This window comes from Flavobacterium terrisoli (assembly GCF_030167905.1).
Taxonomy (GTDB): domain Bacteria; phylum Bacteroidota; class Bacteroidia; order Flavobacteriales; family Flavobacteriaceae; genus Flavobacterium; species Flavobacterium terrisoli.
This window is the reverse complement of the sequence record NZ_JARGNA010000011.1, coordinates 18,681-40,972: the sequence shown is the minus strand read 5'-3', so window position 1 is coordinate 40,972 and position 22,292 is coordinate 18,681. Positions and strand designations below refer to the sequence as shown.

The 22,292-nt window shown below is 39.0% G+C and carries 21 protein-coding genes and 1 other RNA gene; 14 read left to right on the top strand and 8 right to left on the bottom strand.

The genetic code is table 11. The annotated features are described in order from the left end of the window. A partial coding sequence (locus P1K33_RS15150) for an HYR-like domain-containing protein (RefSeq protein ID WP_284653831.1) occupies positions 1-2,551 on the bottom strand: 2,551 nt, incomplete at its 3' end. Between the two features lie 647 nt (positions 2,552-3,198). Between P1K33_RS15150 and P1K33_RS15145 the strand changes: the two genes are divergently transcribed. Genes P1K33_RS15145 through P1K33_RS15130 form a run of 4 tightly spaced genes read left to right on the top strand, consistent with a single transcriptional unit; the run spans position 3,199 to position 6,934 of the window. After that, complete coding sequence (locus tag P1K33_RS15145; RefSeq protein ID WP_284653830.1) at positions 3,199-3,684, top strand: SixA phosphatase family protein; 486 nt, start codon at positions 3,199-3,201, stop codon at positions 3,682-3,684. Positions 3,685-3,686: 2 nt separating this feature from the next. Beyond that, on the top strand, positions 3,687-5,831 hold the full coding sequence (ppk1, locus tag P1K33_RS15140) for a polyphosphate kinase 1 (protein WP_284653829.1): 2,145 nt from the start codon (positions 3,687-3,689) through the stop codon (positions 5,829-5,831). An 18-nt stretch (positions 5,832-5,849) separates the two neighbouring features. Next, positions 5,850-6,740 carry a Ppx/GppA phosphatase family protein gene (locus tag P1K33_RS15135; RefSeq protein WP_284653828.1) on the top strand — a complete coding sequence of 297 codons (891 nt, stop codon included), beginning with the start codon at positions 5,850-5,852 and terminating at the stop codon, positions 6,738-6,740. Between the two features lie 2 nt (positions 6,741-6,742). After that, positions 6,743-6,934: a hypothetical protein gene (locus P1K33_RS15130; RefSeq protein ID WP_284653827.1), complete on the top strand. Its 192-nt coding sequence runs from the start codon at positions 6,743-6,745 to the stop codon at positions 6,932-6,934. Here the strand turns inward: P1K33_RS15130 and P1K33_RS15125 are convergent. Further along, complete coding sequence (locus tag P1K33_RS15125) at positions 6,931-7,572, bottom strand: DUF8439 domain-containing protein (RefSeq protein ID WP_284653826.1); 642 nt, start codon at positions 7,570-7,572, stop codon at positions 6,931-6,933. The two genes, P1K33_RS15130 and P1K33_RS15125, sit on opposite strands and share 4 nt — an antisense overlap. A gap of 74 nt (positions 7,573-7,646) precedes the next feature. Continuing rightward, on the bottom strand, positions 7,647-8,729 hold the full coding sequence (gene dnaX / locus P1K33_RS15120; protein WP_284653825.1) for a DNA polymerase III subunit gamma/tau: 1,083 nt from the start codon (positions 8,727-8,729) through the stop codon (positions 7,647-7,649). A 125-nt stretch (positions 8,730-8,854) separates the two neighbouring features. Here dnaX and rnpB point away from each other — a divergent pair. Together rnpB and P1K33_RS15110 are read left to right on the top strand one after the other, a co-directional pair. Next, positions 8,855-9,160: RNase P RNA component class A (gene rnpB / locus P1K33_RS15115), an RNA gene on the top strand. Between the two features lie 71 nt (positions 9,161-9,231). Next, positions 9,232-9,900: an FAD-binding oxidoreductase gene (locus P1K33_RS15110; protein WP_284653824.1), complete on the top strand. Its 669-nt coding sequence runs from the start codon at positions 9,232-9,234 to the stop codon at positions 9,898-9,900. Between the two features lie 3 nt (positions 9,901-9,903). On the opposite strand, the gene rsmD is transcribed toward P1K33_RS15110, so the two are convergent. Both rsmD and P1K33_RS15100 read right to left on the bottom strand, forming a co-directional pair. After that, positions 9,904-10,488 (bottom strand): 16S rRNA (guanine(966)-N(2))-methyltransferase RsmD, encoded by a 585-nt coding sequence (rsmD, locus tag P1K33_RS15105; RefSeq protein WP_284653823.1) that lies wholly within the window; start codon positions 10,486-10,488, stop codon positions 9,904-9,906. Then, complete coding sequence (locus P1K33_RS15100) at positions 10,485-11,297, bottom strand: DUF3822 family protein (protein WP_284653822.1); 813 nt, start codon at positions 11,295-11,297, stop codon at positions 10,485-10,487. Before P1K33_RS15100 ends, rsmD begins: the two co-directional genes overlap by 4 nt. Before the next feature lie 157 nt (positions 11,298-11,454). On the opposite strand from P1K33_RS15100, the gene P1K33_RS15095 reads away from it, so the two are divergent. Together P1K33_RS15095 and kdsB are read left to right on the top strand one after the other, a co-directional pair. Next, positions 11,455-12,876, top strand: coding sequence for an ATP-dependent DNA helicase (locus P1K33_RS15095; RefSeq protein WP_284653836.1), 1,422 nt, complete (start codon positions 11,455-11,457; stop codon positions 12,874-12,876). Between the two features lie 110 nt (positions 12,877-12,986). Beyond that, positions 12,987-13,712 carry a 3-deoxy-manno-octulosonate cytidylyltransferase gene (gene kdsB, locus P1K33_RS15090; protein ID WP_284653821.1) on the top strand — a complete coding sequence of 242 codons (726 nt, stop codon included), beginning with the start codon at positions 12,987-12,989 and terminating at the stop codon, positions 13,710-13,712. Between the two features lie 2 nt (positions 13,713-13,714). Here the strand turns inward: kdsB and P1K33_RS15085 are convergent, their stop codons facing one another. After that, positions 13,715-14,422: a potassium channel family protein gene (locus tag P1K33_RS15085; RefSeq protein ID WP_284653820.1), complete on the bottom strand. Its 708-nt coding sequence runs from the start codon at positions 14,420-14,422 to the stop codon at positions 13,715-13,717. A gap of 1 nt (position 14,423) precedes the next feature. After that, on the bottom strand, positions 14,424-15,086 hold the full coding sequence (locus P1K33_RS15080) for a spermidine synthase (RefSeq protein ID WP_284653819.1): 663 nt from the start codon (positions 15,084-15,086) through the stop codon (positions 14,424-14,426). 59 nt (positions 15,087-15,145) lie between these two features. On the opposite strand from P1K33_RS15080, the gene P1K33_RS15075 reads away from it, so the two are divergent. The 6 genes from P1K33_RS15075 to P1K33_RS15050 all read left to right on the top strand — a co-directional run bounded on the left by P1K33_RS15075 (position 15,146) and on the right by P1K33_RS15050 (position 21,797). Continuing rightward, positions 15,146-15,697: a 1-acyl-sn-glycerol-3-phosphate acyltransferase gene (locus tag P1K33_RS15075; protein WP_284653818.1), complete on the top strand. Its 552-nt coding sequence runs from the start codon at positions 15,146-15,148 to the stop codon at positions 15,695-15,697. Positions 15,698-15,758: 61 nt separating this feature from the next. Then, entirely contained in the window at positions 15,759-16,775 is a 1,017-nt protein-coding gene (locus tag P1K33_RS15070; RefSeq protein ID WP_284653817.1) for a hypothetical protein, read from the top strand. Between the two features lie 105 nt (positions 16,776-16,880). Beyond that, positions 16,881-18,023 (top strand): M14 family metallopeptidase, encoded by a 1,143-nt coding sequence (locus tag P1K33_RS15065; protein ID WP_284653816.1) that lies wholly within the window; start codon positions 16,881-16,883, stop codon positions 18,021-18,023. A 74-nt stretch (positions 18,024-18,097) separates the two neighbouring features. Next, a complete protein-coding gene (locus tag P1K33_RS15060; RefSeq protein ID WP_121313528.1) occupies positions 18,098-18,580 on the top strand; it encodes an Lrp/AsnC family transcriptional regulator in 483 nt (160 codons plus the stop codon). Between the two features lie 78 nt (positions 18,581-18,658). Next, a complete protein-coding gene (locus P1K33_RS15055) occupies positions 18,659-21,244 on the top strand; it encodes a phosphoenolpyruvate carboxylase (RefSeq protein WP_284653815.1) in 2,586 nt (861 codons plus the stop codon). 31 nt (positions 21,245-21,275) lie between these two features. Next, positions 21,276-21,797, top strand: coding sequence for a DinB family protein (locus P1K33_RS15050; protein ID WP_284653814.1), 522 nt, complete (start codon positions 21,276-21,278; stop codon positions 21,795-21,797). Between the two features lie 65 nt (positions 21,798-21,862). Here the strand turns inward: P1K33_RS15050 and P1K33_RS15045 are convergent, their stop codons facing one another. Further along, the gene (locus P1K33_RS15045) at positions 21,863-22,285 is read right to left on the bottom strand and encodes a DNA primase (protein WP_284653813.1); all 423 of its coding nucleotides are present in this window, start codon (positions 22,283-22,285) and stop codon (positions 21,863-21,865) included. Positions 22,286-22,292 lie beyond the last annotated feature (7 nt).

Sequence of the window (22,292 nt, the reverse complement as noted above, 5' to 3'; positions counted from 1 at the left end):
CCGGACAAGAGATTGTTGATGGAGCAGGTAAAGCTGCAATCACCGGAGCGGTTACATCTTGTACATTAATGGTTTGAGAAGCTGTAGAAGAATTTCCACAAGCGTCAACAGCCGTCCAAGTTCTGGTTACAGAATAAGAACCGGCACAAGCACCAGGAGTGGTTACATCGTTAAAAGTTAAAGTAGCACCAGATCCACAACCGTCAGTAGCCGTAGCTGTCGCAAATGAAGGCGTAGCCGGACAAGAGATAGTCGATGGAGCAGGTAAAGCTGCAATCACCGGAGCGGTTACATCTTGTACATTAATGGTTTGAGAAGCTGTAGAAGAATTTCCACAAGCGTCAACAGCCGTCCAAGTTCTGGTTACAGAATAAGAACCGGCACAAGCACCAGGAGTTGTTACATCATTAAAAGTTAAAGTAGCACCAGATCCACAACCGTCAGTAGCCGTAGCCGTCGCAAACGATGGCGTAGCCGGACAAGAGATAGTCGATGGAGCAGGTAAAGCTGCAATAACCGGAGCAGTTGTATCGATTACTGTGATGGTTTGAGTTGCTGTAGAAGATTGTCCACAAGCGTCAACAGCCGTCCAAGTTCTGGTCACAGAATAAGAACCGGCACAAGCACCAGGAGTGGTTACATCGTTAAAAGTTAAAGTAGCACCAGATCCACAACCGTCAGTAGCCGTAGCTGTCGCAAATGAAGGCGTAGCCGGACAAGAGATTGTTGATGGAGCAGGTAAAGCTGCAATCACCGGAGCCGTTACATCTTGTACATTAATGGTTTGAGAAGCTGTAGAAGAATTTCCACAAGCGTCAACAGCCGTCCAAGTTCTGGTTACAGAATAAGAACCGGCACAAGCACCAGGAGTGGTTACATCGTTAAAAGTTAAAGTAGCACCAGATCCACAAGCATCAGTAGCCGTAGCTGTCGCAAATGAAGGCGTAGCCGGACAAGAGATAGTCGATGGAGCAGGTAAAGCTGCAATAACCGGAGCAGTTGTATCAGTTACCGTAATGGTTTGAGTTGCTGTGGATGAATTGTTACAAGCATCAACAGCCGTCCAAGTTCTGGTTACAGAATAAGAACCTGCACAAGCACCAGGGGTAGTTACATCATTAAAAGTTAAAGAAGCAACAGTTCCACAGTTATCAGTAGCCGTAGCCGTCGCAAATGAAGGCGTAGCCGGACAAGAGATAGATGATGGAGCAGGCAAAGCTGCAATCACCGGAGCTGTTGTGTCTTGGATTGTTATAGTTTGAACAGCAGTTCCAACATTATTACAGCTATCAGTTACTCTGAATGTTCTGGTTACCACTGTTGGGCAAGAACCACTTTGAGCATCTTGATAGGTAATGCTTAAAATTGCTGAAGCATCTGTATAAGAACCACCGGCGGTATTAAATGTAGCGGCAGATATGGTAGTTTGTGTACTTGAGAAAGCAAGCAAACCTGCTGTGGCAAGTGATCCTGTATTACAACCTTGAATAGTTGTATTACCAGGAGCAGTTACGACAGGGTTGTTTGAATCACCACCGCTAATAGTTACCGGTAATGTTTTTTGACAACCATTAGCATCGGTTACTGTTACAGTATAAGTACCGGCAGCTAAACCAGTTAAATCTTGGCTGGTAGCACCATTTGTCCATGAATATGTGTACGCACCTGTTCCACCAGTTACACTTAAATCGATTGAACCAGTGTTTCCACCACCACAACTTACGTTAACATGGGTTTCGCTCAACATTAACTCGGTTGGCGGTACAATAGGTAAAGTATAAGTATTGCTCAATCCCTGTGAATCCGTTACCGTAAGCCGCGCCGTATTATTGGCCGTCGTATAGGTAAAAGTTGGATTGGCAATTGTGGAATCGGTTGTGCCGTTATTGTCAAAATCCCAGGCATAAGAATATGCAGGTATCCCACCATTAGTTGTTGAAGTAAAAAATACCGTAGTATTATTTCCAACTCTACAAGCTTTATAAATAAACTGTACAGCCAAAGGTTTTGCAATAATTGTATCACCTGGTAATTCACATTGTGAAGAACTGTAAGTGCTACAGTTATAAGAAGCCAACTGAGTTGAGCTTCCTCCGGTTCTCCAAACAACCAAAATTCGGTTAAGTGATAACTCCTGGCCACAGGTCCATATAAACGGACCATAAATCTGTCTTTGGTTTAATCCCGGAGGAATATTACCAAGATAGGCATTGATTGGGGTTACCACACCATCTATCGTCAAATCAGCAAACAGCCTACAGTTGTTAGGCGTATTACTTGCATTTGATGTATAGTTCAACATAACATATACTTGTTGGGTTACCCCAATAGTACAGGTTGTTGTATTCATCGGTTGTCCGTTAACATTCATCAGACTAAGGAATACTTGGTCCAACGTAAAGTTATTGGAGTTACAATTGAAGACGTCCAGATAGTAATTTGGGGCAGAACCACAATTCCTTAAATCGGGATGTTGAGCATCAAATTGTGAATACGAATTACTTACGCACATGAAGAGAGTCAGTAATAATAATGTAATTTTTGATTTCATACAATTAAATTTAGTAGAATAATTTATTGAAAAATTTGCATTTCGGGCTTGAAGTAAGAGTGTAGGCATCGAGGAATATAATATCTTGGGTTATACTATTGAGTGCTAAATTATATACATTGCACATACTCACTCAATTTTCTCTACAAACAACTTGAAAACTCGATTAAATGACACTTTTCCTGCATTTTTTCAATTTAAAAAGGAATTGTTTAGGGCTTTTGGGGCTGAATTTTGACATAACTTTTTGGGGTTTTAGGGTTATTTTTTTAAGATTTTTTATAGTTTAACAAATCGAAAGTAGAAGGTTTTTTTCAATCCACCAAAAAAAACATCGATAAAATGCATTATTTTATAGATAAAGTGCATTAATTAACAATTTTTAATTGAAAAGTATTACAAAAATAATAAACATAGTATTGTTTATAACTATCTTTATGTTTTAACATTTATTTATAAAATAGGATAATGTTAAAGAGATGTTAGATTGATAAAGAAATAGGGCTTCCGAAATTTTTTAAGTGATGGAAAATGAAAGGCTTACTTCTTTCAGATAGAGATTTTTTTTGAAACATTCAAAATTATAGTAAACCATAAGCATTAAAAACTTAAATTTATACATTGAAACAATTTAGAAGCATTCGGCCATGAAAGAATTAATATTAATCAGACATGCAAAATCCAGTTGGGATGCTCCTCTTCATGATTTTGACAGACCTTTGACAAATAGGGGAATACAGGATGCCCATTTGGTGTCATCCAATATAAATGGCAACATACCAAAGACTTTTTTAGTTTGGAGCAGTGCTGCAAAGCGTGCGGCGGAAACCGCTATGATTTTTGCCCAGAATTTGTCATTTCCCATTGAAAGCATCATCTTTAAAGAAGACTTATATACTTTTGACGAAAGAAAGCTGGAGCAAATCATCATGTCATGTTCTGATGAATATGAGCACCTGATTGTTTTTGGCCACAATGAAGCCATTACTTTTTTTGCCAATAAATTTGGAAGTATTTTAATCGACAATGTTCCTACTTCCGGTTTTGTCAATATTGTATTTGATGTTTCAAGTTGGAGTGATCTTGAAAAAGGCACCACTAAGAAAGTTATATTTCCCAGAGATTTAAAATAATTATGAGCACAGAAACTGGTTTTCGATATATAGACAGAGAAAAGAGTTGGCTGGCATTCAACGCCAGAGTATTACAGGAAGCAGCTGACGAAGCCGTACCTTTGTTAGAAAGACTTAGATTTATCGGTATTTTTTCCAATAATTTAGATGAATTTTTCCGTGTGCGATTTGCCGCTGTTCGTCGTTTGAGCCTTTCCGGAGTTTCCGGTGAAAAGATTCTCGGTGGTATTTCAGCACAACAACTCGTAAAAGATATCACCGAAATAGTAATCAAACAGCAATCCGAGAGTTTGCGTGTACTTACCAATATTGAGAAAGAACTCGTCAAGCAAAACATCATCATCATTGATGAGCATGAGGTTTCGACTGAACATGAGAATTTTGTCAAAGACTTTTTTATCCAGAAAGTAAGTCCGGAATTGGTGACCATTATCTTAAATGACTTGGCCGAATTTCCATTGTTAAAAGATACTTCGGGTTATTTGGCAATCAAATTAGTGATGAAAACCGAGCAAAAATCCAGCATGCTCGGATGGGTTAAACCCAAACCGGAAATCAGGTATGCCATCATTGAGATTCCGAAAAATACCAACCGAATTGTGGAACTCCCGGACAAAGACGGCAAACAATATTTGATGTTGTTAGATGATGTCATTCGCTATAACCTGAGCAGCATTTTCAATATATTCGACTACGAAAGCATCTCGGCACACATGATTAAGATCACCCGTGATGCCCAGCTCGATATTGATTCGGATATGAGCAAAAGTATGCTCGAAAAAATTGCCACTTCGGTAAAAGACCGCCGAATTGGCGAACCGGTTCGCTTTGTTTATGATCAATCGATTGACAAAGATACACTTCGATTTTTTCTTGATAAAATGGGAATCGAAACTTCCGATGGGATCATTCCCGGTGGACGATACCACAACCGTCGCGATTATATGAACTTCCCAAACCTGGGCAGATTTGATTTATTGTACCAACCCAAAGTTCCGCTTCCGGTGGAAGGTTTATCGCTTGACGGCAGTATTTTGAACAAGATTGCCAAAAAAGATTATTTGGTCAACGCACCTTTCCAGTCGTTTTCTTATCTGATTAAATTCCTTCGCGAAGCAGCGCTGGATCCGAAAGTAACGACTATAAAAATCACTTTGTACCGTTTGGCCAAAAACTCCCAAATCGTTAGTTCACTCATCAATGCAGCCAAAAACGGAAAAAAAGTAATTGTACAAATTGAGTTGCAGGCCCGTTTTGACGAAGCGAGTAATATTTCCTATGCCGAGCAGATGCAGCAGGAAGGCATCGAATTGATTTTTGGTATTAAAGGCTTAAAAGTACACAGTAAAATCTGCGTGATTGAAAGAGCCGAAGAAGGTAAATTAAAGCGTTATGGCTTTATCTCAACCGGAAACTTTAACGAAGCCACGGCAAAAATCTATACTGACGTTACTTTGTTTACAAGCCATCAGCAAATCCTGAAAGATGTTTCCAAAATCTTCGATTTCTTTGATGTTAATTATAGGATTCATCGTTACAAGCACTTAATCGTTTCGCCACATTACACGCGTTCGAAGTTTTATAAATTGATTGACAGGGAAATAAACAACGCCACTGTTGGTCGTCCGGCGTATATTAATCTGAAGATGAACAGTCTTTCCGATTACCCGATTATTGACAAATTATATGAAGCCAGTAATGCCGGTGTGAAAATCAAATTACAGGTTCGCGGTATTTGTTCGCTGATTCCCGGAGTAAAAGGCATGAGCGAAAACATCGAGGCGATTAGCATCGTGGATTATCTTTTGGAACATACGCGTTCCTATATTTTCTGTAACAATGACGATCCGGAAGTGTACATTTCTTCTGCCGATTTTATGACCAGAAACTTAGATGGCCGTGTTGAAGTGACTTGTCCGATTTATGATGAAGAAATCAAAAAGCAAATCATCGATACCTTTAATGTAGGTTGGAAAGGTAACGTAAAAGCCCGATTCCATTCGGAAAAATTCGAGAATAAATACAGAGGCAGAAAAGAAGGCGAACCGATTTTCCGTGCCCAATTTGAAATGTATAATTACTATCGCGACAGAATAGAAGCTGCAGAAGAAGTAGAAGAAAAGCCAAAACTAAAAACCCAAAAGTAATACCTAGTTATATAAAGAATGATTTCAATAAAAAAATATGCAGCAATTGATATTGGTTCCAATGCCATGCGATTGCTCATTACCAATATTGTTGAACAAAAAGACAAAGAAACCCAATTCAATAAAAGTGCCTTGATCCGTGTGCCGATTCGTCTCGGGCAGGATGCTTTTACCGTAGGCGAAATCTCCGAAGAGAATATTGACCGTATGGTGGATGCGATGAAAGCTTTTAAATTGTTAATGAAAGTTTATAAGGTTGAAAAATACAAAGCCTGCGCGACTTCCGCGATGCGTGAGGCTTATAACGGCAAGGAAGTAGCCGAAACCATTCGTGAAAAATGTGAAATCGACATTGATATCATCGATGGTAAAATTGAAGCCACAATCATTGCGTCTTCCGATTTGCATACTTTCTTAAAAACAGATCAGACTTATTTGTATGTAGATGTTGGTGGTGGAAGCACCGAATTTTCCTTGTTTACCGATGGCAAAATGGTCGCTTCCAAATCCTTTAAAATCGGAACGGTTCGTATGCTGAACAATATGGTCAGCGACATTGTTTGGGAAGAAATTGAAAAATGGATCAAAGCCAATTGCGCCGAATATGAAAACGTAATCCTAATCGGTTCCGGTGGCAACATCAATAAATTATTCAAACTCTCAGGAAAAATGCAGGACAAACCGTTGTCTTATTTGTACTTGAACTCACAATACCAATACCTGAATTCCTTGACCTACGAGCAAAGAATCGCTGAACTGGCTTTGAATACTGACCGTGCCGACGTAATCATTCCGGCAACGCGCGTGTATCTGAATGCCATGAAATGGAGTGGCGCGCGTCAATTGTTTGTGCCAAAAATCGGTCTCGCCGATGGTATTGTCAAAGCAATGTACCAGGAAACTATTTAATCATGAAAACATTCAGAATTGTTGCCTTTATTGCAGCGCTGGCTTTACTTTTATTGCATGTGTTTAGTCTGGATTACCAAGATTTAAGATTCTCTACTAATAGAACACAATACCTCGGTATAGTGGCCATGACATTAGTTTCACTTAGTTTTTTGTTGGGAATAATTAAAGATAGAAACAGCAATAAGGACTAAACATCCAAATCAAACATCTTTTTCAGAAGTTCCAGATTTGGGTTGATTTCCACCAAACGGTTGTATTTGTCCTGGTTGGTAAAAGCTCTTTTTACAACCAAAGTCTCGTTGACTTTTACATTAATCTGAATATCGTGGTTGTGCAGTTTGCCACGCAGATAACCTAGTAGCTCAGGTCTTTCCTTTTCAAAATCTATTTTCGAACTCTCATTCGGCAATTCGTGGACAATGGTTGTTCCGTCAAGAACAGGATCATTAATGGTCAACAGCGAAGCGACAATGCGATAGCCTTTGTCTTCCATACGCTGTGCATATTTCAGCCATTGTTCCAACATTTCAGTTTCGGTGAACGGTTCGCTTGGTAAATGCACCGTGTCTTTCACCACCGATTTTTGTGCTTCTGCCATTTCTTTTTTCGCACGAATGCTGGCGAGTGATAAAGCGGAAACTTTGGGTTGGTCGGAAGTTAAAGGTTGTTTTACCTCTTCCGGAGTTACAGATACTGCGTTTTCAATTGTTGGTTGTTCAACCTGAACGACAATTTCTTCTACTTTCTGCGTTGTGCTTTCTGAAATCTTAGTTATTTCTGCGTTCTGGGTTCTGCTTTCTGCGGTCTGAACTGCTTCTGTAGTCTGCATTCCATTTTCTACAGCCTGAACTGTTTTTACTTCCGCAATAGAATAATCGTTGCGTCTGAAATACGTAGGTGGAATTATAAAGTCAGCTTTTTTTTTTCTCCATCGAAAGTGATGGAGGCGATTTGCATCAGCGTGAGCTCAACCAACAGGCGTTGGTTTTGGGAAACTTTGTATTTTAAATCACAGTCATTGGCCAGGTCAATTCCTTTCAGAAGGAAATCCGGTGATACTTTTTGTGCCTGATGTCCGTAGAGTTGTTGCGAGGCTTCACCCATTTCCAATAGTGAAAGCGTAGCCGGGTTTTTGGCAACCAATAAATCCCTGAAATGCGAAGCCAAGCCGGCAATAAAGTGATGTCCGTCAAAACCTTTGGCCAAAATATCGTTATACGCCAATAAGACTTCCGGAATCCTATTCCCCAAAATCAAATCGGTCATGTTGATATAAGTCTCGTAATCCAGAACGTTCAAGTTCTCGGTTACTGCCTGACGTGTTAAATTGTTACCACAAAAAGAAACCACACGGTCAAAAATAGACAAAGCATCACGCATCGCGCCATCGGCTTTTTGAGCAATAATGTGCAAAGCATCGTCTTCAAAAACAACATTCTGACTCTTGGCAACTTCCGCCAAATGTTCTTTAGCGTCTTTCACCGTGATGCGCTTGAAGTCAAAAATTTGACAACGCGATAATATCGTCGGAATGATTTTGTGTTTTTCGGTCGTGGCCAAAATAAAGATGGCATGCTTTGGCGGTTCTTCCAAAGTTTTCAGGAATGCATTAAATGCTGCCGATGACAACATGTGCACCTCGTCAATGATATACACTTTGTATTGTCCGGTTTGTGGCGGGATTCTAACCTGGTCAATCAGGTTTCGGATATCGTCTACTGAATTATTCGATGCAGCATCCAGTTCAAATACATTGAAGGCAAAATCCTCAAACGGATCGTCATAACCGGGTTGGTTAATCTTACGTGCCAGGATTCGCGCACAAGTGGTCTTTCCAACACCTCTGGGTCCGGTAAACAATAGGGCGGAAGCCAAGTGATTGTTGTCTATGGCATTCAATAAAGTATTGGTAATAGCCTGCTGTCCAACAACGTCTTTAAACGTTTGCGGACGATACTTTCGGGCTGATACTACAAATTGTTCCATAGAATTTTACTGGATTACAAATATAGAATAATAGTTGATTTGGTGATTTGGTTATTTGGTTATTTGACGAAAACTTTTCCACAATTTATTAATAGGTTTTCCAAATCCTAAATTCCTATCTTTGCGCCGCAGACCGCCTTATCGTTCCGATTTATCGGAAAGGAAAGTCCGGACACCACAGAGTAGCATAGCGGGTAACGCCCGTCCGTCGAAAGATGAGGACAAGTGCAACAGAAAGTATGTACAGGTAAGGCTGTAGTGAAACCAGGTAAACTCTATGCGGTGAAATTCCAAGTATATCGGCATTTAAGGGTTACTCGCCCGTTGTCGAAGGGTAGGAAGCTCGAGCCAATGAGCAATTGTTGGCCAAGATAAATGATAAGGGTTCGTTTCGATGAATACAGAATCCGGCTTACAGGTCTGCTTTTTTTCTTTCCAAAATCTTCTTATTTATTCCTAACTTTGTTAGAGTACCTTAAAATCATACTCTAAATCCAAAGCCATGAAAGAACACGTTGTAAAAGTACTCGAAGCCAAATTCATTACCCATGATGTCAAAAAGTTTGTGGTGGAAAGACCTGAAGGTTATGATTTTTTACCGGGACAGGCTACCGATGTCTCCATAAATCTTCCCGATTGGAAAGACCAATTGCGGCCATTTACCTTTACCTGTTTGCATGATGCCAAATATCTCGAGTTCATGATTAAGATCTATAGTGAACGCAATGGTGTGACTAAAAAGCTGGGCAGCATCAATGCCGGTGATGAATTAATCATTCACGATGTTTTTGGTGCGATTGAGTATAAAGGTCCGGGTGTTTTTATAGCCGCAGGTACCGGAATAACGCCTTTTATTTCCATTTTTAGAGAATTATTCAAACACAATAAGATTCACGGGAACCGTTTGATTTATGCCAATAAGACTTCTGATGATATTATTTTAGGACAGGAATTGCACCGAATGCTGAAGAATAACTTTATCAATGTGCTGACACGCGAAAATGTGATTGGATTCACCGGCAGAAGAATTGACCGTAACATGCTAATTGAAATGATAGTCAATTTTAGCCAGCATTTTTATGTTTGCGGCCCGGATGATTTTGTGCGTGATATCAATAAACACTTGATTGATTTGGGTGTGGAAGCCAGCACTTTGGTTTTTGAGAAATAATAACTAGCTTTCATTTTCGTCCTCGAAATCTTCTGACTCTTCGTCATCAGTTTCAAATTCGAAGAAAGTAAACACCGAACCACCATAGTTTTTTTGGAACGAATAATTCGCCATGTGATTCAGTTTGGTATATTTAGAATGTTCTACCACCAGCATGCCTTCTTCATCCAGTAATTCGCTTTCAAAAATCAATTCGATGATTTTCTCGAACTCTGATTGGGTCATGCCATAAGGCGGATCGGCAAAAATAATATCGTAGTTGCCGGTATGTTTTTCCAGAAATTTGAACACATCGCTTTTAATCGCCGTGATATCAAACTCAAATTCCTTAGCGGTCTTTTTGATGAAGTTCACACAACCTATATCGCCATCGATACATAATATAGGAGAACAACCACGCGAAGCAAACTCATAGCTTATGCTTCCGGTACCTGCAAAAAGCTCCAGTACTTTGAGTTCCGAAAAGTTGAAATGATTGTTGAGTACGTTGAACAAGGCTTCCTTACTCATATCAGTCGTCGGACGAACGGGAAGATTCTTTGGTGGACTGATGCGTCGGCCTTTGTATTTGCCCGAGATGATTCTCATGAGTGTAAAAGTATAAAGTGCTCGCGGTTTTCGGTTTCGGTGAATTGATTCTGCATCGCACTCACATCAAACAAAGAAACATTGCGCACATATTTATAAGCGATATTATAAAGTGCATCGCCTTCGGTGATTTTGCCCAATAATTCCATTTTGAAACTCTCCGGATTCAACTGCAGTTGTTCTGCAGCAAACAGGATATAATAAATAAAATCTTCGGGTGTTTTATAATCAAAAGTGTTGAAGAGTTGTAGCTTCTGGTTTTGCAGAACTACAATCTCAAAATGCGTGTCGCTCACATGCACAAACATCTTGCGTTCTTCATTGTTTCTTGATACTTCGAGTAATTTTTGAACCAGAATGCTATTGGCGTGTTTGTAATCAAAAGTGCCAAATTGGTCGATGAAGTAGTTGTTCATATTCACATACGGAATATACACGTTATTCATTTCGTAGTTTGCCAATTCGTCAAAGGCGAAAAAATCAGTTTCAAAAACCTTGGTGTTGAATTGCAGATAGCTGCCCAGATATTCTTCGTCAAACAAAGCGGTCGGCACAAACGTCGACAAATTGTTGCTGTGTACAATCACAATATCGTCATAACCGGCTTTCAGTTCGGGGTTCATCTGAAAAGCTTCGCCAAACAAGTCTTCGATTTTGGAAGTTACATTGACCTTTCCCATCGAAATGGTTTTGAGTGCCAAAGGTTTATTGAGAATAGTGTCAAACGTCACAAATGACAAACCGTTCAGGGAAACCTGAATCGCCAATTTTCGATAAGTTTTATCTGTAACGCTGGTGTTTTGCCACATAATGCTTCGGTTGAAACGAACTTGGCAAACTTACAAATTTATACTGAACTTGTTTCAGTATCTGTAACATTTTACAAGTAACTGTCTATTTTCTTTTCTCTATTTTCTATGCTCTAAATCACTATATTTGACCTTCAAATTTGACTCCCAATTGTTTATGACTTCCAGCCAGTTTTACAGTGTTTTACGCCAACAGTTTCCGTTTCAGCCGACTGTAAAACAAGACATTTTCCTCCAGCAGATTGCCGATTTCGTGACCAATAAAAACACTGAAGAAGTTTTTGTGCTCAAAGGTTACGCCGGAACCGGAAAGACCACCGTCATTTCTACGATAGTTAATAATCTTGGGGAAATCAATAAGAAATATGTTTTGCTGGCGCCAACCGGTCGCGCGGCCAAAGTCATCGCCAATTATTCCAACAAAGCGGCATTTACCATTCACAAGAAAATTTATTATCCCAAAAAAGGAAAGAATGGTGGCATGGCGTTTACGATGAAGGAGAACAAGCATACCAATACCATTTTTATTGTCGATGAATCTTCGATGATTTCAGATGTGAATACCGAAGCGAAGTTGTATGAAAACGGTTCACTGCTCGATGATTTGATGTCTTATGTATATAATGGTAAAAACTGCAAACTGATTTTGCTTGGCGATACGGCCCAGTTGCCACCGGTACAGTTGGATGTGAGTCCGGCACTGAATACCGATGCGTTGTCGATGCATTATAATAAGGAAGTTTTCTCTATCGAATTGGACGAAGTGATGCGTCAGGAAGAGAAATCAGGGATATTGTTTAATGCCACCGAATTGCGCGAAATTCTGAAAAGCAGTTTTGTTGATACGTTTCAGTTCAACTTAAAGGGTTTCAGGGATATTGTTCGTTTAACCGACGGTTTCGATATACAGGATGCGATTCAGAATGCCTACAGCAATTACAGTATAGAAGATACTTGCTTTATTGTGCGCTCCAATAAAAGAGCGAATCAATACAACCAGCAAATACGGACCAAGATTCTCGATAAGGAAAGCGAACTTTCGGTTGGCGATTATCTGATGGTCGTGAAGAACAATTATTTCTGGCTCAAAGAAACCGATGAAGCCGGATTTATTGCCAATGGCGATATCGTGGAAGTCCTGGAGATTTTCAACTTCAAAGAACTCTACGGATTCAAATTCGCCAAAGTCAAGTTGAGAATGGTCGATTACCCAAACCAGCGACCGATTGAAACCATCTTATTATTGGACACCATTGCCAGTGAATCACCATCATTAACTTATGAAGAAAGCAACCGCTTGTATCAGGAAGTGATGAAGGATTATGAAGGCGAAGCCCAATACCGCAAATTCCTAAAAGTCAAAAACAACGAATACTTCAACGCGCTTCAGGTGAAATTCTCTTATGCCATTACGTGTCACAAATCCCAGGGCGGACAATGGAATACCGTTTTTATTGAGCAACCGTATTTACCCAATGGCATCGATGTGGATTATGTACGCTGGCTTTACACCGCAGTAACCCGAGCTAAAGACAAATTGTATCTGATTGGGTTTAAGGATGAGAGTTTTGAGGTTTGATATTAAGAGGAGAATGTCCGGTGGACATTCGGTAAAAATCTAAAAATAGTATCTATATTTATAAACCAACTTTGTAACTTAGCCACTCAGCAACTCAGCCACTTTTAATTATGAAAATCATCGCCGTTATTCCAGCCCGTTATGCTTCAACCCGTTTTCCTGCCAAACTGATGCAGGATTTAGGCGGAAAAACTGTTATCCTTCGCACTTATGAAGCGGCAGTCAATACCGGTTTGTTCCAGGATGTGTTTGTGGTGACCGATTCGATTCTGATTTACGACGAAATCATCAACAATGGTGGCAAAGCCATTATGAGCATTAAAGAACATGAAAGCGGTAGCGACCGAATTGCGGAAGCGGTAGAAAATCTGGATGTTGATATCGTTGTAAATGTGCAAGGTGACGAACCGTTTATCAATGCCGCGCCATTAGCCAAAGTGATTGATGTGTTCCATAAGGATTTTGACAACAAAGTTGATTTGGCTTCCTTAATGTTTGAAATCACAGACCAGGATGATATCAATAATCCAAACAATGTAAAAGTGGTAACCGACCAAAACGGTTTTGCCTTATACTTTTCACGTTCAGTAATTCCTTATCCGAGAGAAGGGAATGTTGGCGTGCGTTATATGAAACACGTTGGGATTTATGCTTTTCGAAAAGAAGCCTTGCTGGCATTCTATCATCTGCCGATGAAATCTTTGGAAGCTTCCGAGAAATTGGAACAATTGCGCTACTTAGAATTTGGCAAAAGAATCAAAATGGTAGAAACCACATATGTTGGCATTGGCATTGATACACCGGAAGATTTGGAAAAAGCGAGAAAACTGCTTTAAGATTAATCGGTTTCCTCATTGTCAAAATACCCTTTACTTTTTACCTTGGTGGTAAAGAAATTCAGAAATAACACTACAAACGATAAGAAAAACATCGCTTGAATGGTTACCAGTACTTTTCCATAAGTTGTAATCGGATGGTAATCGCCAAAACCAATGGAGTTCGAACTCACCACGCTGAAATAAATAGGGTCAAACCAGTGTTCGAAAGGCTTGTTCATGTTATTTCCCAAAGTATATAAAACGCCAAAAGCAATAATAATTTCCAAATAATTGAAAAACAACAAAAGCATAGAGCGTTTGTAAGAGCGCGGTCTCGAGAATAAATCAGACGCAAAAATCAAAGTAGGAATATAGAATATGGTTTCCAACAAAAGATAAACCATCAGATAAATCAATACGTCATGGGTTTGCCAATGATTGTAGAGGATTAAAAACGGAAAAATGACTTTGATTAAAATGTAAAAATCCATGACCAAATCCTGATAAATGTGGTCTGCTTTGTTGGCAATGGTTTTGATATAAATTCCAGGAAAAAGCAATTGGGATATCGAGAGAAAAAGCCGAAATATTTTTTCAATTCCGTTGTCGTCATGATGGTCATTGTTCCAAATGGATTTGATGTTTAAAATCCGTTTCCGGATTGGATTTAATTTTGGAATATCGTTGACGGAAACTTTGCCGATAAATAGTTTTCTGAAAAATCCCATTTTAGTTGAGTTTTTTGATGGTAAACAGTTCATTGTGTGTTTCCACTTTGGGATACATGCGTAAGGAGTAATCACCTCCAAACTTACTTTTGTAAGTCAGGTTTCGCTCTTCGTCTTTTTTATTAATTACCATGGTATTGAACAAAATAAAGCCGTTGGTGTTAACCAAAAAATTGATTCGGTTGATAAAGAAATCTTCAAACAAAAAATTAGGCATTGTGGTATCCTGAAAAATGTCAATGATGATTAAATCATATTTGACTTTGGTTTTCAATACAAATTCAAAGGCATCATCAATCACGATTTCCAGATTGGGAATAGTATCCAATTTGAAATATTTATTGGCAATGTCAACAATGTTCGGATCAATTTCCACACCGGTAATTTTCCCGGAGAACCTGATTTCATCCGTCAGCGTTCTGATTACGCTTCCACCGGCAACACCGAGGACCAAAATGCTTTCAAACTTTTTGATGCGCTCAAACCCTATGTATTTTAAGCCTTTGCGTAAGATCCGCTGCAAACTGCCATAAGAGTAATTGGTGTTCTTACTGTCGAGAACCAATTGCCCATTGTTCCAGGTTACTTCAAGTGTTTTGCTCACACCCGAGTTTTTTGTGTGGATATTGATGGGAACAAAATAGCTAAACAGTCTTCGGAGCATCGATAAATATTTTTATCAAAAATAAGAGATTAATGCTAAATTTACGCAAAATAAAGTGGATGAAAAGGCAACTGTACAAATTTATTTTTTTTCGATTATTGGGCTGGAAGATTATCGGAACCATAAATCCTGACCTCAAGAAATGTATCATGATGGTCATGCCGCATACCTGTAATTTTGATTTTTTTATTGGTTTGTTCAGTCGCGGTATTATTGGTCTCGAAATGAATTTTGTGGGCAAGAAAGAACTGTTTGCTTTTCCTTTTGGATACTATTTCAGAAGTATCGGCGGTGCGCCTTTGGACCGAAGCGGAGGAAAGAACAATGTAGATGCCACAGTTGAAGTTTTCAATTCGCGCGAAGTATTCAGGATGGCGATTGCACCCGAAGGCACGCGTAAAAAAGTGACCCAACTCAAAACCGGTTTTTATTATATTGCCTTTAAAGCCAATGTACCCATTATTCCAATCGCATTTGATTATTCCAAAAAGGAAGTCAGAATAGGCGAGCCTGTAACTGTTACCGGAAATTATGAGGAAGACATGAAAATCATTTTGCCTCATTTTAAAGGTGCTCTAGGGAAGTATCCCGAAAAACAATTCCAGGTATAAAACCAAATCCATTTTTTTATCGTACGTAGTTTAAGTCAATAATCAACAAAAACTATTTACAATGAGAAAAACAATTTTCACCTTGACATTATTGTCTGCCGTGATGGTATCATGTTCAGATGATTCCGGTAATTCTATGAACGAACAACGTTCAGCCAACAAAGAATTCACCCTTTTTACCACAAGTAACACTACCGGTAGAGTTTCAATTACCGATTACAATCAATCAACACCTGCAACGTATAGTTTTACCGTAGCTTCTACAGATGCTGACGGTGCTTACTATTTTGATGACAGCGATGAAATTATTTTCGCTTCCAGAACCAATAACAGAGTAGAATCTTATGGCGCGGTTTACGATGCGATTGCGGCCAATGCTGCGGCATTACCTTTGAGTTATAACAGCAGTTCAGATTTTAACAATGGACGTGAAATTGCCGTTATGGGTGACAAAGTGGTTGTAGCACAAGACCAAAATGCGGCCAACAACAATACCAATAAATTTGTGGTCTATCAAAAAACCGATTCAGGATTTACACTATTAAATAGTTATACCCTGAATTTTAAAATTTGGGGAATTCATTTGGAAGGCACTACTTTATACGCTGTGGCTGATTTAACAGGTGATTTATTGTCATTTGAAAATTTCTTTGCTAATGCTGATGGTGCGATTTTACCCACTAAAAGAGTAACCATCGAAGGATTGATTAGAACGCACGGCATCACTTATTCCAAAAGAAGTAATACAATGGTGCTAACCGATGTTGGTCTTGCTACTTCAGATTCTGATGGCGGAATCATTGTTTTGAAAGGATTTACCGAATTGTTTGCGGCTACGCCAAATATGGGAACGATTGCTATGAATAAACAAATCAGAATTTATGGTCCGGCAACATCATTGGGTAATCCTGTTGATGTGGCTTACGATAATTTCACCAAAACCATATTCGTAGCCGAAAGATTAAACGGTGGCGGAAAAGTATTAACCTTTGATTTACCCAATTCAAATGTAGATGTAGCACCTGCGAGTTCAAGACCTGAGCCTGGCGTAAGCAGTGTTTATCTTTACAGAGAATAATGTTTGTTATTTAATTATTTTGGTTGAAAAACCTTCGGGACTTTGGTGTCGAAGGTTTTTTTATTCCTTTAGGTTCAGAATTTTCTTTTTGCCTAAATTTGGGGCATGAATTACTTAGCCACACAACAGCAATACAAAGAAGAAAGTCTTTTTGGACGATACATTACTTTAAAACATATCGAACCTATATTGTCAAAATATCCGACAACGATTGTTGGACATTCGGTTATGGGAAAACCAATTTACCAACTTCTATTAGGTTCAGGAAAAACCAAGGTTTTCATGTGGTCCCAAATGCATGGGAATGAAAGCACTACGACCAAAGCCTTGTTTGACTTCATCAACTTTTTGCATGCGGATACTGAATTAAGCAAAGGCATAATGAGTTCGTTTACTTTTTGTTTGTTACCTATGTTAAACCCTGATGGTGCCGAATTGTACACCCGTGAAAACGCCAACAGCATTGACTTGAACCGCGATGCGCAGGACTTATCCCAACCCGAAAGCAAAGCCCTGCGTCAGGTTTTTGAAAATTTCCAACCCGATTATTGTTACAATCTTCATGACCAGCGCACCATTTTTGGCGTAGCCGATTCAGGACAGCCTGCGACAGTTTCTTTTTTGGCGCCAGCCTATAACGAAGCCCGTGAGATCAATGAAACGCGTACCAAAGCAATGCGTATTATTGTAGCGATGAATCAAACGTTGCAAGCCTTGATTCCGAATCAGGTCGGGAGATTTGACGATTCCTTCAATTTTAATTGTGTTGGAGATACTTTTCAGTACTTAAATGTACCGACCGTTTTATTTGAAGCCGGACATTTTCCGAACGATTATGAGCGTGAAGAGACCAGAAAATACATTTTTGCGGCCTTATTATCTGGAATTCAATATTTATACGAAAACGATGTAGTTGATAACAAAAATGAGTATTATTTAAAAATTCCGCAAAATAAAGTCGTTTTTTATGATTTTGTTTATAAAAATGTCAAAATAAATTATGATGATAAAGAAAAAATTATCAATTTTGCAGCACAATACAAAGAAGTTCTAAATAAAGACAAAGTTACTTTTGAAGCAAGAATTGCTCAAATAGATAATCTGGACAATTTTTTTGGTCACCATGTAATTGATGCGCAAGACAAAATGTATCATGATAACGAATCAAATTTTCCGAATATTGAACAAAAAGCTGATTTTTATTTAGGAAAGAATATAAAAATTGTTAATGGTTTGATAAATAATTAGCATTTAACTTTTTTTATTGAAAAAAATGTATTTTTTTTGCCGTAGATTTTTAAATAAACAAAATAATAGTTTTTATGAGTAAGTTTCGCTTAGATGAAGTAGACCACCAAATCTTGGATATGTTGATTGACAACACCAGAATTCCATTCACTGATATCGCTAAGAAATTATTGATTTCTGCAGGAACGGTTCACGTGAGAGTTAAGAAAATGGAAGATTCAGGAATCATTATGGGTTCTTCATTGTCTTTGGATTATGAAAAATTAGGATATTCTTTCATCGCTTATGTTGGAGTATTTTTGAACAACACTTCGCAAACTAAATTCGTTTTAGAGAGAATCAACGAAATTCCATATGTAACCGTAGCTCACGTAACAACAGGGAAATTCAACATTTTCTGTAAAATCAGAGCAAAAGATACCAAACACGCTAAAGATGTAATCTTCATGATTGACGATATCGAAGGGGTTTACAGAACTGAAACCATGATTTCGCTTGAAGAAAGCATCAATGATAAAAAACGTTTGATGCATACGATTTTCCAGGAATTGGACTAGTCAGAATCAAAAATATATTTAAGACCTCAAGTGAAAGCTTGAGGTTTTTTTATTAATTTAAGCCAAAATTCTCTCGCGATGTACACCTTACCCAAAATAGAGCGTTTCAATCAGAATGTGTTGTCGAAGTATCACATTTACAACAGCGTGTTTATTACGTTGCCTTTTGACGCGATTGACAATACCGGCGTTTTGTTGCCTTTGTTTTCTGAGGTTTGTGATAATGGTTTTAAAAACAGTTGGTCACCGAAGCAAATCGTCGATTTCTTTGCCGATAAATATTTGGACAACGCTTCCGAAGAAGATAAAATTGATTTAATGTTTCGTTTTATCCAGTATGTCGAGCGCCAAATTGTACTCTTTGATGCCATTGAAGACGCCGCGTTTCCGATAGTCAATAATTTGGAAGGCCGAGGTTCGTTGCGAGATATCAAAGAAAAAACCGAAGCCAAAGACAAGCGCAAAGAATTAATAGATTTTCTGGAAACGTTTAATGTACGCACGGTTCTGACGGCACATCCGACACAGTTTTATCCCGGTTCCGTACTCGGAATCATCACCGATTTGACCGAAGCCATTCGCATCAATGATTTGATTAAGATCAAACAGCTTTTGGCTCAACTCGGGAAAACGCCTTTTATCAAAAAAGAAAAACCAACACCTTTTGACGAAGCGGTAAGCCTGATTTGGTATCTCGAAAATGTCTTTTACCAAACGATAGGAGAGATGATGCAGTACCTGCAAAAGAACATTTTTGATGGCAATATTATAGAGAATCCGATTGTCAACCTGGGTTTTTGGCCTGGTGGCGACCGAGATGGAAATCCGTTTGTAACGCCCGAAATCACTGAGAATGTAGCCAAGCGTTTGCGAACATCAATCATGAAATGTTACTATTTTGACATTCGAAATCTAAAGAGGAAATTAACCTTTAATGAAGTCGATAAAATCATCGCCAGTTTGGAGTACAAATTATATCGCTCGGTGTTTTATTCGCAGGGCGAAGTGTTTATCACTTTGGAAGAATTGAAAAACGAACTCAATATCGTCAAACAGATTATCATCAACAAACACCAATCATTGTATCTGGATGAAATCAATTTGTTGTTGCAAAAGATAACACAGTTCGGATTCCATTTTGCGTCGCTGGATATTCGCCAAAACAGTAAAATACACAATGAAGTTTTTGACGATATCATTTCTTTACTGAAAAAAGAAAAGGAATTGTACTTTCCGGAAGATTTTGATACGATGTCCGAATCAGATAAAATCGAAGTGATTTCCCAATTAAGGTTTGATTTACTCGAGCATTTCTTTGAAAACGAATTGACGCGTTCCACTTTGGACACGATTAAACTGATGCGTGAAATCCAAAACGACAATGGTGAGAAAGGCTGCAACCGATACATCATTAGTAATAATGAAAGTGCGTTGAATGTGATTGAAACCTTTGCCATGTTCCGTTTGCTGGCTTGGGAAAACCCAACGGTTGATATTATTCCGTTGTTTGAATCGGTAGACGATTTGCAAAAAGCCGATAAAATAATGGAACAGTTGTACCAAAATACAGCTTATAGAAATCATTTAAAAGAACGAAAAGACAAACAAACTGTCATGCTCGGTTTCTCTGACGGAACCAAAGACGGCGGTTACCTGATGGCGAATTGGAGCATTTTTAAAGCCAAAGAAATGATTACCAAAGTTTCCAGAGAATACGGAATCAAAGTCATTTTCTTTGACGGTCGCGGCGGTCCGCCGGCGCGTGGCGGAGGCAAAACCCATAAGTTTTATGCTTCTTTGGGTTCAACGATTGAGAACCAGGAAATACAAGTTACTGTTCAGGGACAAACGATCAGTTCCAATTTCGGAACCTTGGATTCCTGTCGTTACAATCTGGAAAACCTGTTGAGCGCCGGAGTTGCTAATCAGATTTTTAATAAAGATGAAAACAATCTGACCGAGCCCGAAAAGAACATCATTGATACGTTGGCGGAATTGGGTTACCAAAAATATATCGATTTCAAAAGCCATCCGAAGTTTATTCCTTATCTCGAGCAAATCAGTACGCTGAAGTATTTCTCGAAAGCCAATATTGGCAGTCGCCCATCAAAGCGAAATACTGATGATAAATTGAACTTCGCCGATTTGCGGGCGATTCCGTTTGTGAGTTCGTGGAGCCAATTAAAGCAAAACGTTCCCGGATTTTTTGGCGTTGGCACCGCGTTGAAACATTTTGAAGAAACCAATCGTTGGGACAAAGTACAGGATTTGTACAACAACTCTTTGTTCTTTAAAACCTTGTTGGAAAACAGTATGATGTCGTTGGCCAAATGTTATTTCCCATTGACGGCGTATATGAAGCATGACGCTGAGTTTGGTGAGTTTTGGCAAATCATTTTTGACGAATTTCAGGAAACCAAACGCATGTTGTTAAAAATCGCCGGTCATACCGAACTGATGCAAAACTATCCCGATGGGAAAGCTTCAATAGCCATGCGCGAGCAGATTGTGTTGCCGTTATTGACGATACAGCAATATGCTTCATCACAAATCAATGAGCTGAAAAAGCAACCAGCTTTTGATGAAAAATTAGTGACAACTTATGAGAAACTGGTAACGCGCTCGTTGTTTGGAAATACGAATGCGAGCAGGAATTCGGCGTAAATATTAATTATAAAAAATAAAAACAATCATCATGAAAAAATCACAACTCCACACCGATGAATATGCGGCCTATTATGGCACTTACATTGACAATGTAACCGAAGAATACAACTTGGTGGAAGAACTCGAAATTTCGGTGCATCGCCTGGTGAAATTTGTCCAGGATATTCCGATGGACAAGTTTGATTACCGTTATGCCGAAGGAAAATGGACCATAAAAGACATTTTGCTCCACATTATTGACGCCGAGCGAATTTTTGCCTATCGTGCGTTGCGTTTTGCCCGAAAAGACCAAACGCCATTGGCGAGCTTTGACGAAAACACCTATGTAGATGAAGCCAACGCTAACAGCAGAAGCATTCAGGATTTGCTGAGTGAATTGTTGGTGGTAAGACAATCGAGTTTGGCATTGTTCAAATCATTTTCAGAGGAACAGCTATTGCGCAAAGGCATTGCTTCAAATAACCCGATGTCGGTGAGAGCTTTGGGATTTGTGATTATTGGCCACCAAAATCACCACCAACGTGTTTTTCAGGAGCGCTATCTGAACTAATATCATTAAAAAGAAAAATCCCAAATTCAATTTGAACTTGGGATTTTATATTTTGTACTTTGTTTTTACTCTTCGTCGTCATCCTCTTCAAAATTGTCTGAGTCGGCGAAATCATCTTCATCAATATCATCATCGTCATCATCGTCAGAACCACCTTTGTCTTTTAGGGGATCAACTTCTTCGTCATCTTCATCAGCTGTAATAGCATCTTCATCGTCATCTAGGCCTTTGATTGGTTCGATAGGCTCAATTACTGAATCCAAATCGTCTTCTTCATCAAATTTTTCCATACGACTGGCGAGTTTGGTACTTACTTTAACCAAGTAAATGGTGTCTTCTGTACGTACTTCAACTGCTTCGATTAACTCGTTTTGAGCATTTCTGAAACGGATGATGTCGGTGTCGTCATATCCTTCCGGGAATTTCTCTACTAATAAATTTAGTATGTCTCCGGTTAGTTTGGCATAGTCTACAATAATTCTTCTCATAAAAAAA

Coding starts and splice junctions, on each gene's coding strand:
- P1K33_RS15145 (WP_284653830.1), top strand. CDS start 3,199: ATGAAAGAATTAATATTAATCAGACATGCAAAATCCAGTTGGGATGCT.
- ppk1 (WP_284653829.1), top strand. CDS start 3,687: ATGAGCACAGAAACTGGTTTTCGATATATAGACAGAGAAAAGAGTTGG.
- P1K33_RS15135 (WP_284653828.1), top strand. CDS start 5,850: ATGATTTCAATAAAAAAATATGCAGCAATTGATATTGGTTCCAATGCC.
- P1K33_RS15130 (WP_284653827.1), top strand. CDS start 6,743: ATGAAAACATTCAGAATTGTTGCCTTTATTGCAGCGCTGGCTTTACTT.
- P1K33_RS15125 (WP_284653826.1), bottom strand. CDS start 7,572: ATGCAGACTACAGAAGCAGTTCAGACCGCAGAAAGCAGAACCCAGAAC.
- dnaX (WP_284653825.1), bottom strand. CDS start 8,729: ATGGAACAATTTGTAGTATCAGCCCGAAAGTATCGTCCGCAAACGTTT.
- P1K33_RS15110 (WP_284653824.1), top strand. CDS start 9,232: ATGAAAGAACACGTTGTAAAAGTACTCGAAGCCAAATTCATTACCCAT.
- rsmD (WP_284653823.1), bottom strand. CDS start 10,488: ATGAGAATCATCTCGGGCAAATACAAAGGCCGACGCATCAGTCCACCA.
- P1K33_RS15100 (WP_284653822.1), bottom strand. CDS start 11,297: ATGTGGCAAAACACCAGCGTTACAGATAAAACTTATCGAAAATTGGCG.
- P1K33_RS15095 (WP_284653836.1), top strand. CDS start 11,455: ATGACTTCCAGCCAGTTTTACAGTGTTTTACGCCAACAGTTTCCGTTT.
- kdsB (WP_284653821.1), top strand. CDS start 12,987: ATGAAAATCATCGCCGTTATTCCAGCCCGTTATGCTTCAACCCGTTTT.
- P1K33_RS15085 (WP_284653820.1), bottom strand. CDS start 14,422: ATGGGATTTTTCAGAAAACTATTTATCGGCAAAGTTTCCGTCAACGAT.
- P1K33_RS15080 (WP_284653819.1), bottom strand. CDS start 15,086: ATGCTCCGAAGACTGTTTAGCTATTTTGTTCCCATCAATATCCACACA.
- P1K33_RS15075 (WP_284653818.1), top strand. CDS start 15,146: ATGAAAAGGCAACTGTACAAATTTATTTTTTTTCGATTATTGGGCTGG.
- P1K33_RS15070 (WP_284653817.1), top strand. CDS start 15,759: ATGAGAAAAACAATTTTCACCTTGACATTATTGTCTGCCGTGATGGTA.
- P1K33_RS15065 (WP_284653816.1), top strand. CDS start 16,881: ATGAATTACTTAGCCACACAACAGCAATACAAAGAAGAAAGTCTTTTT.
- P1K33_RS15060 (WP_121313528.1), top strand. CDS start 18,098: ATGAGTAAGTTTCGCTTAGATGAAGTAGACCACCAAATCTTGGATATG.
- P1K33_RS15055 (WP_284653815.1), top strand. CDS start 18,659: ATGTACACCTTACCCAAAATAGAGCGTTTCAATCAGAATGTGTTGTCG.
- P1K33_RS15050 (WP_284653814.1), top strand. CDS start 21,276: ATGAAAAAATCACAACTCCACACCGATGAATATGCGGCCTATTATGGC.
- P1K33_RS15045 (WP_284653813.1), bottom strand. CDS start 22,285: ATGAGAAGAATTATTGTAGACTATGCCAAACTAACCGGAGACATACTA.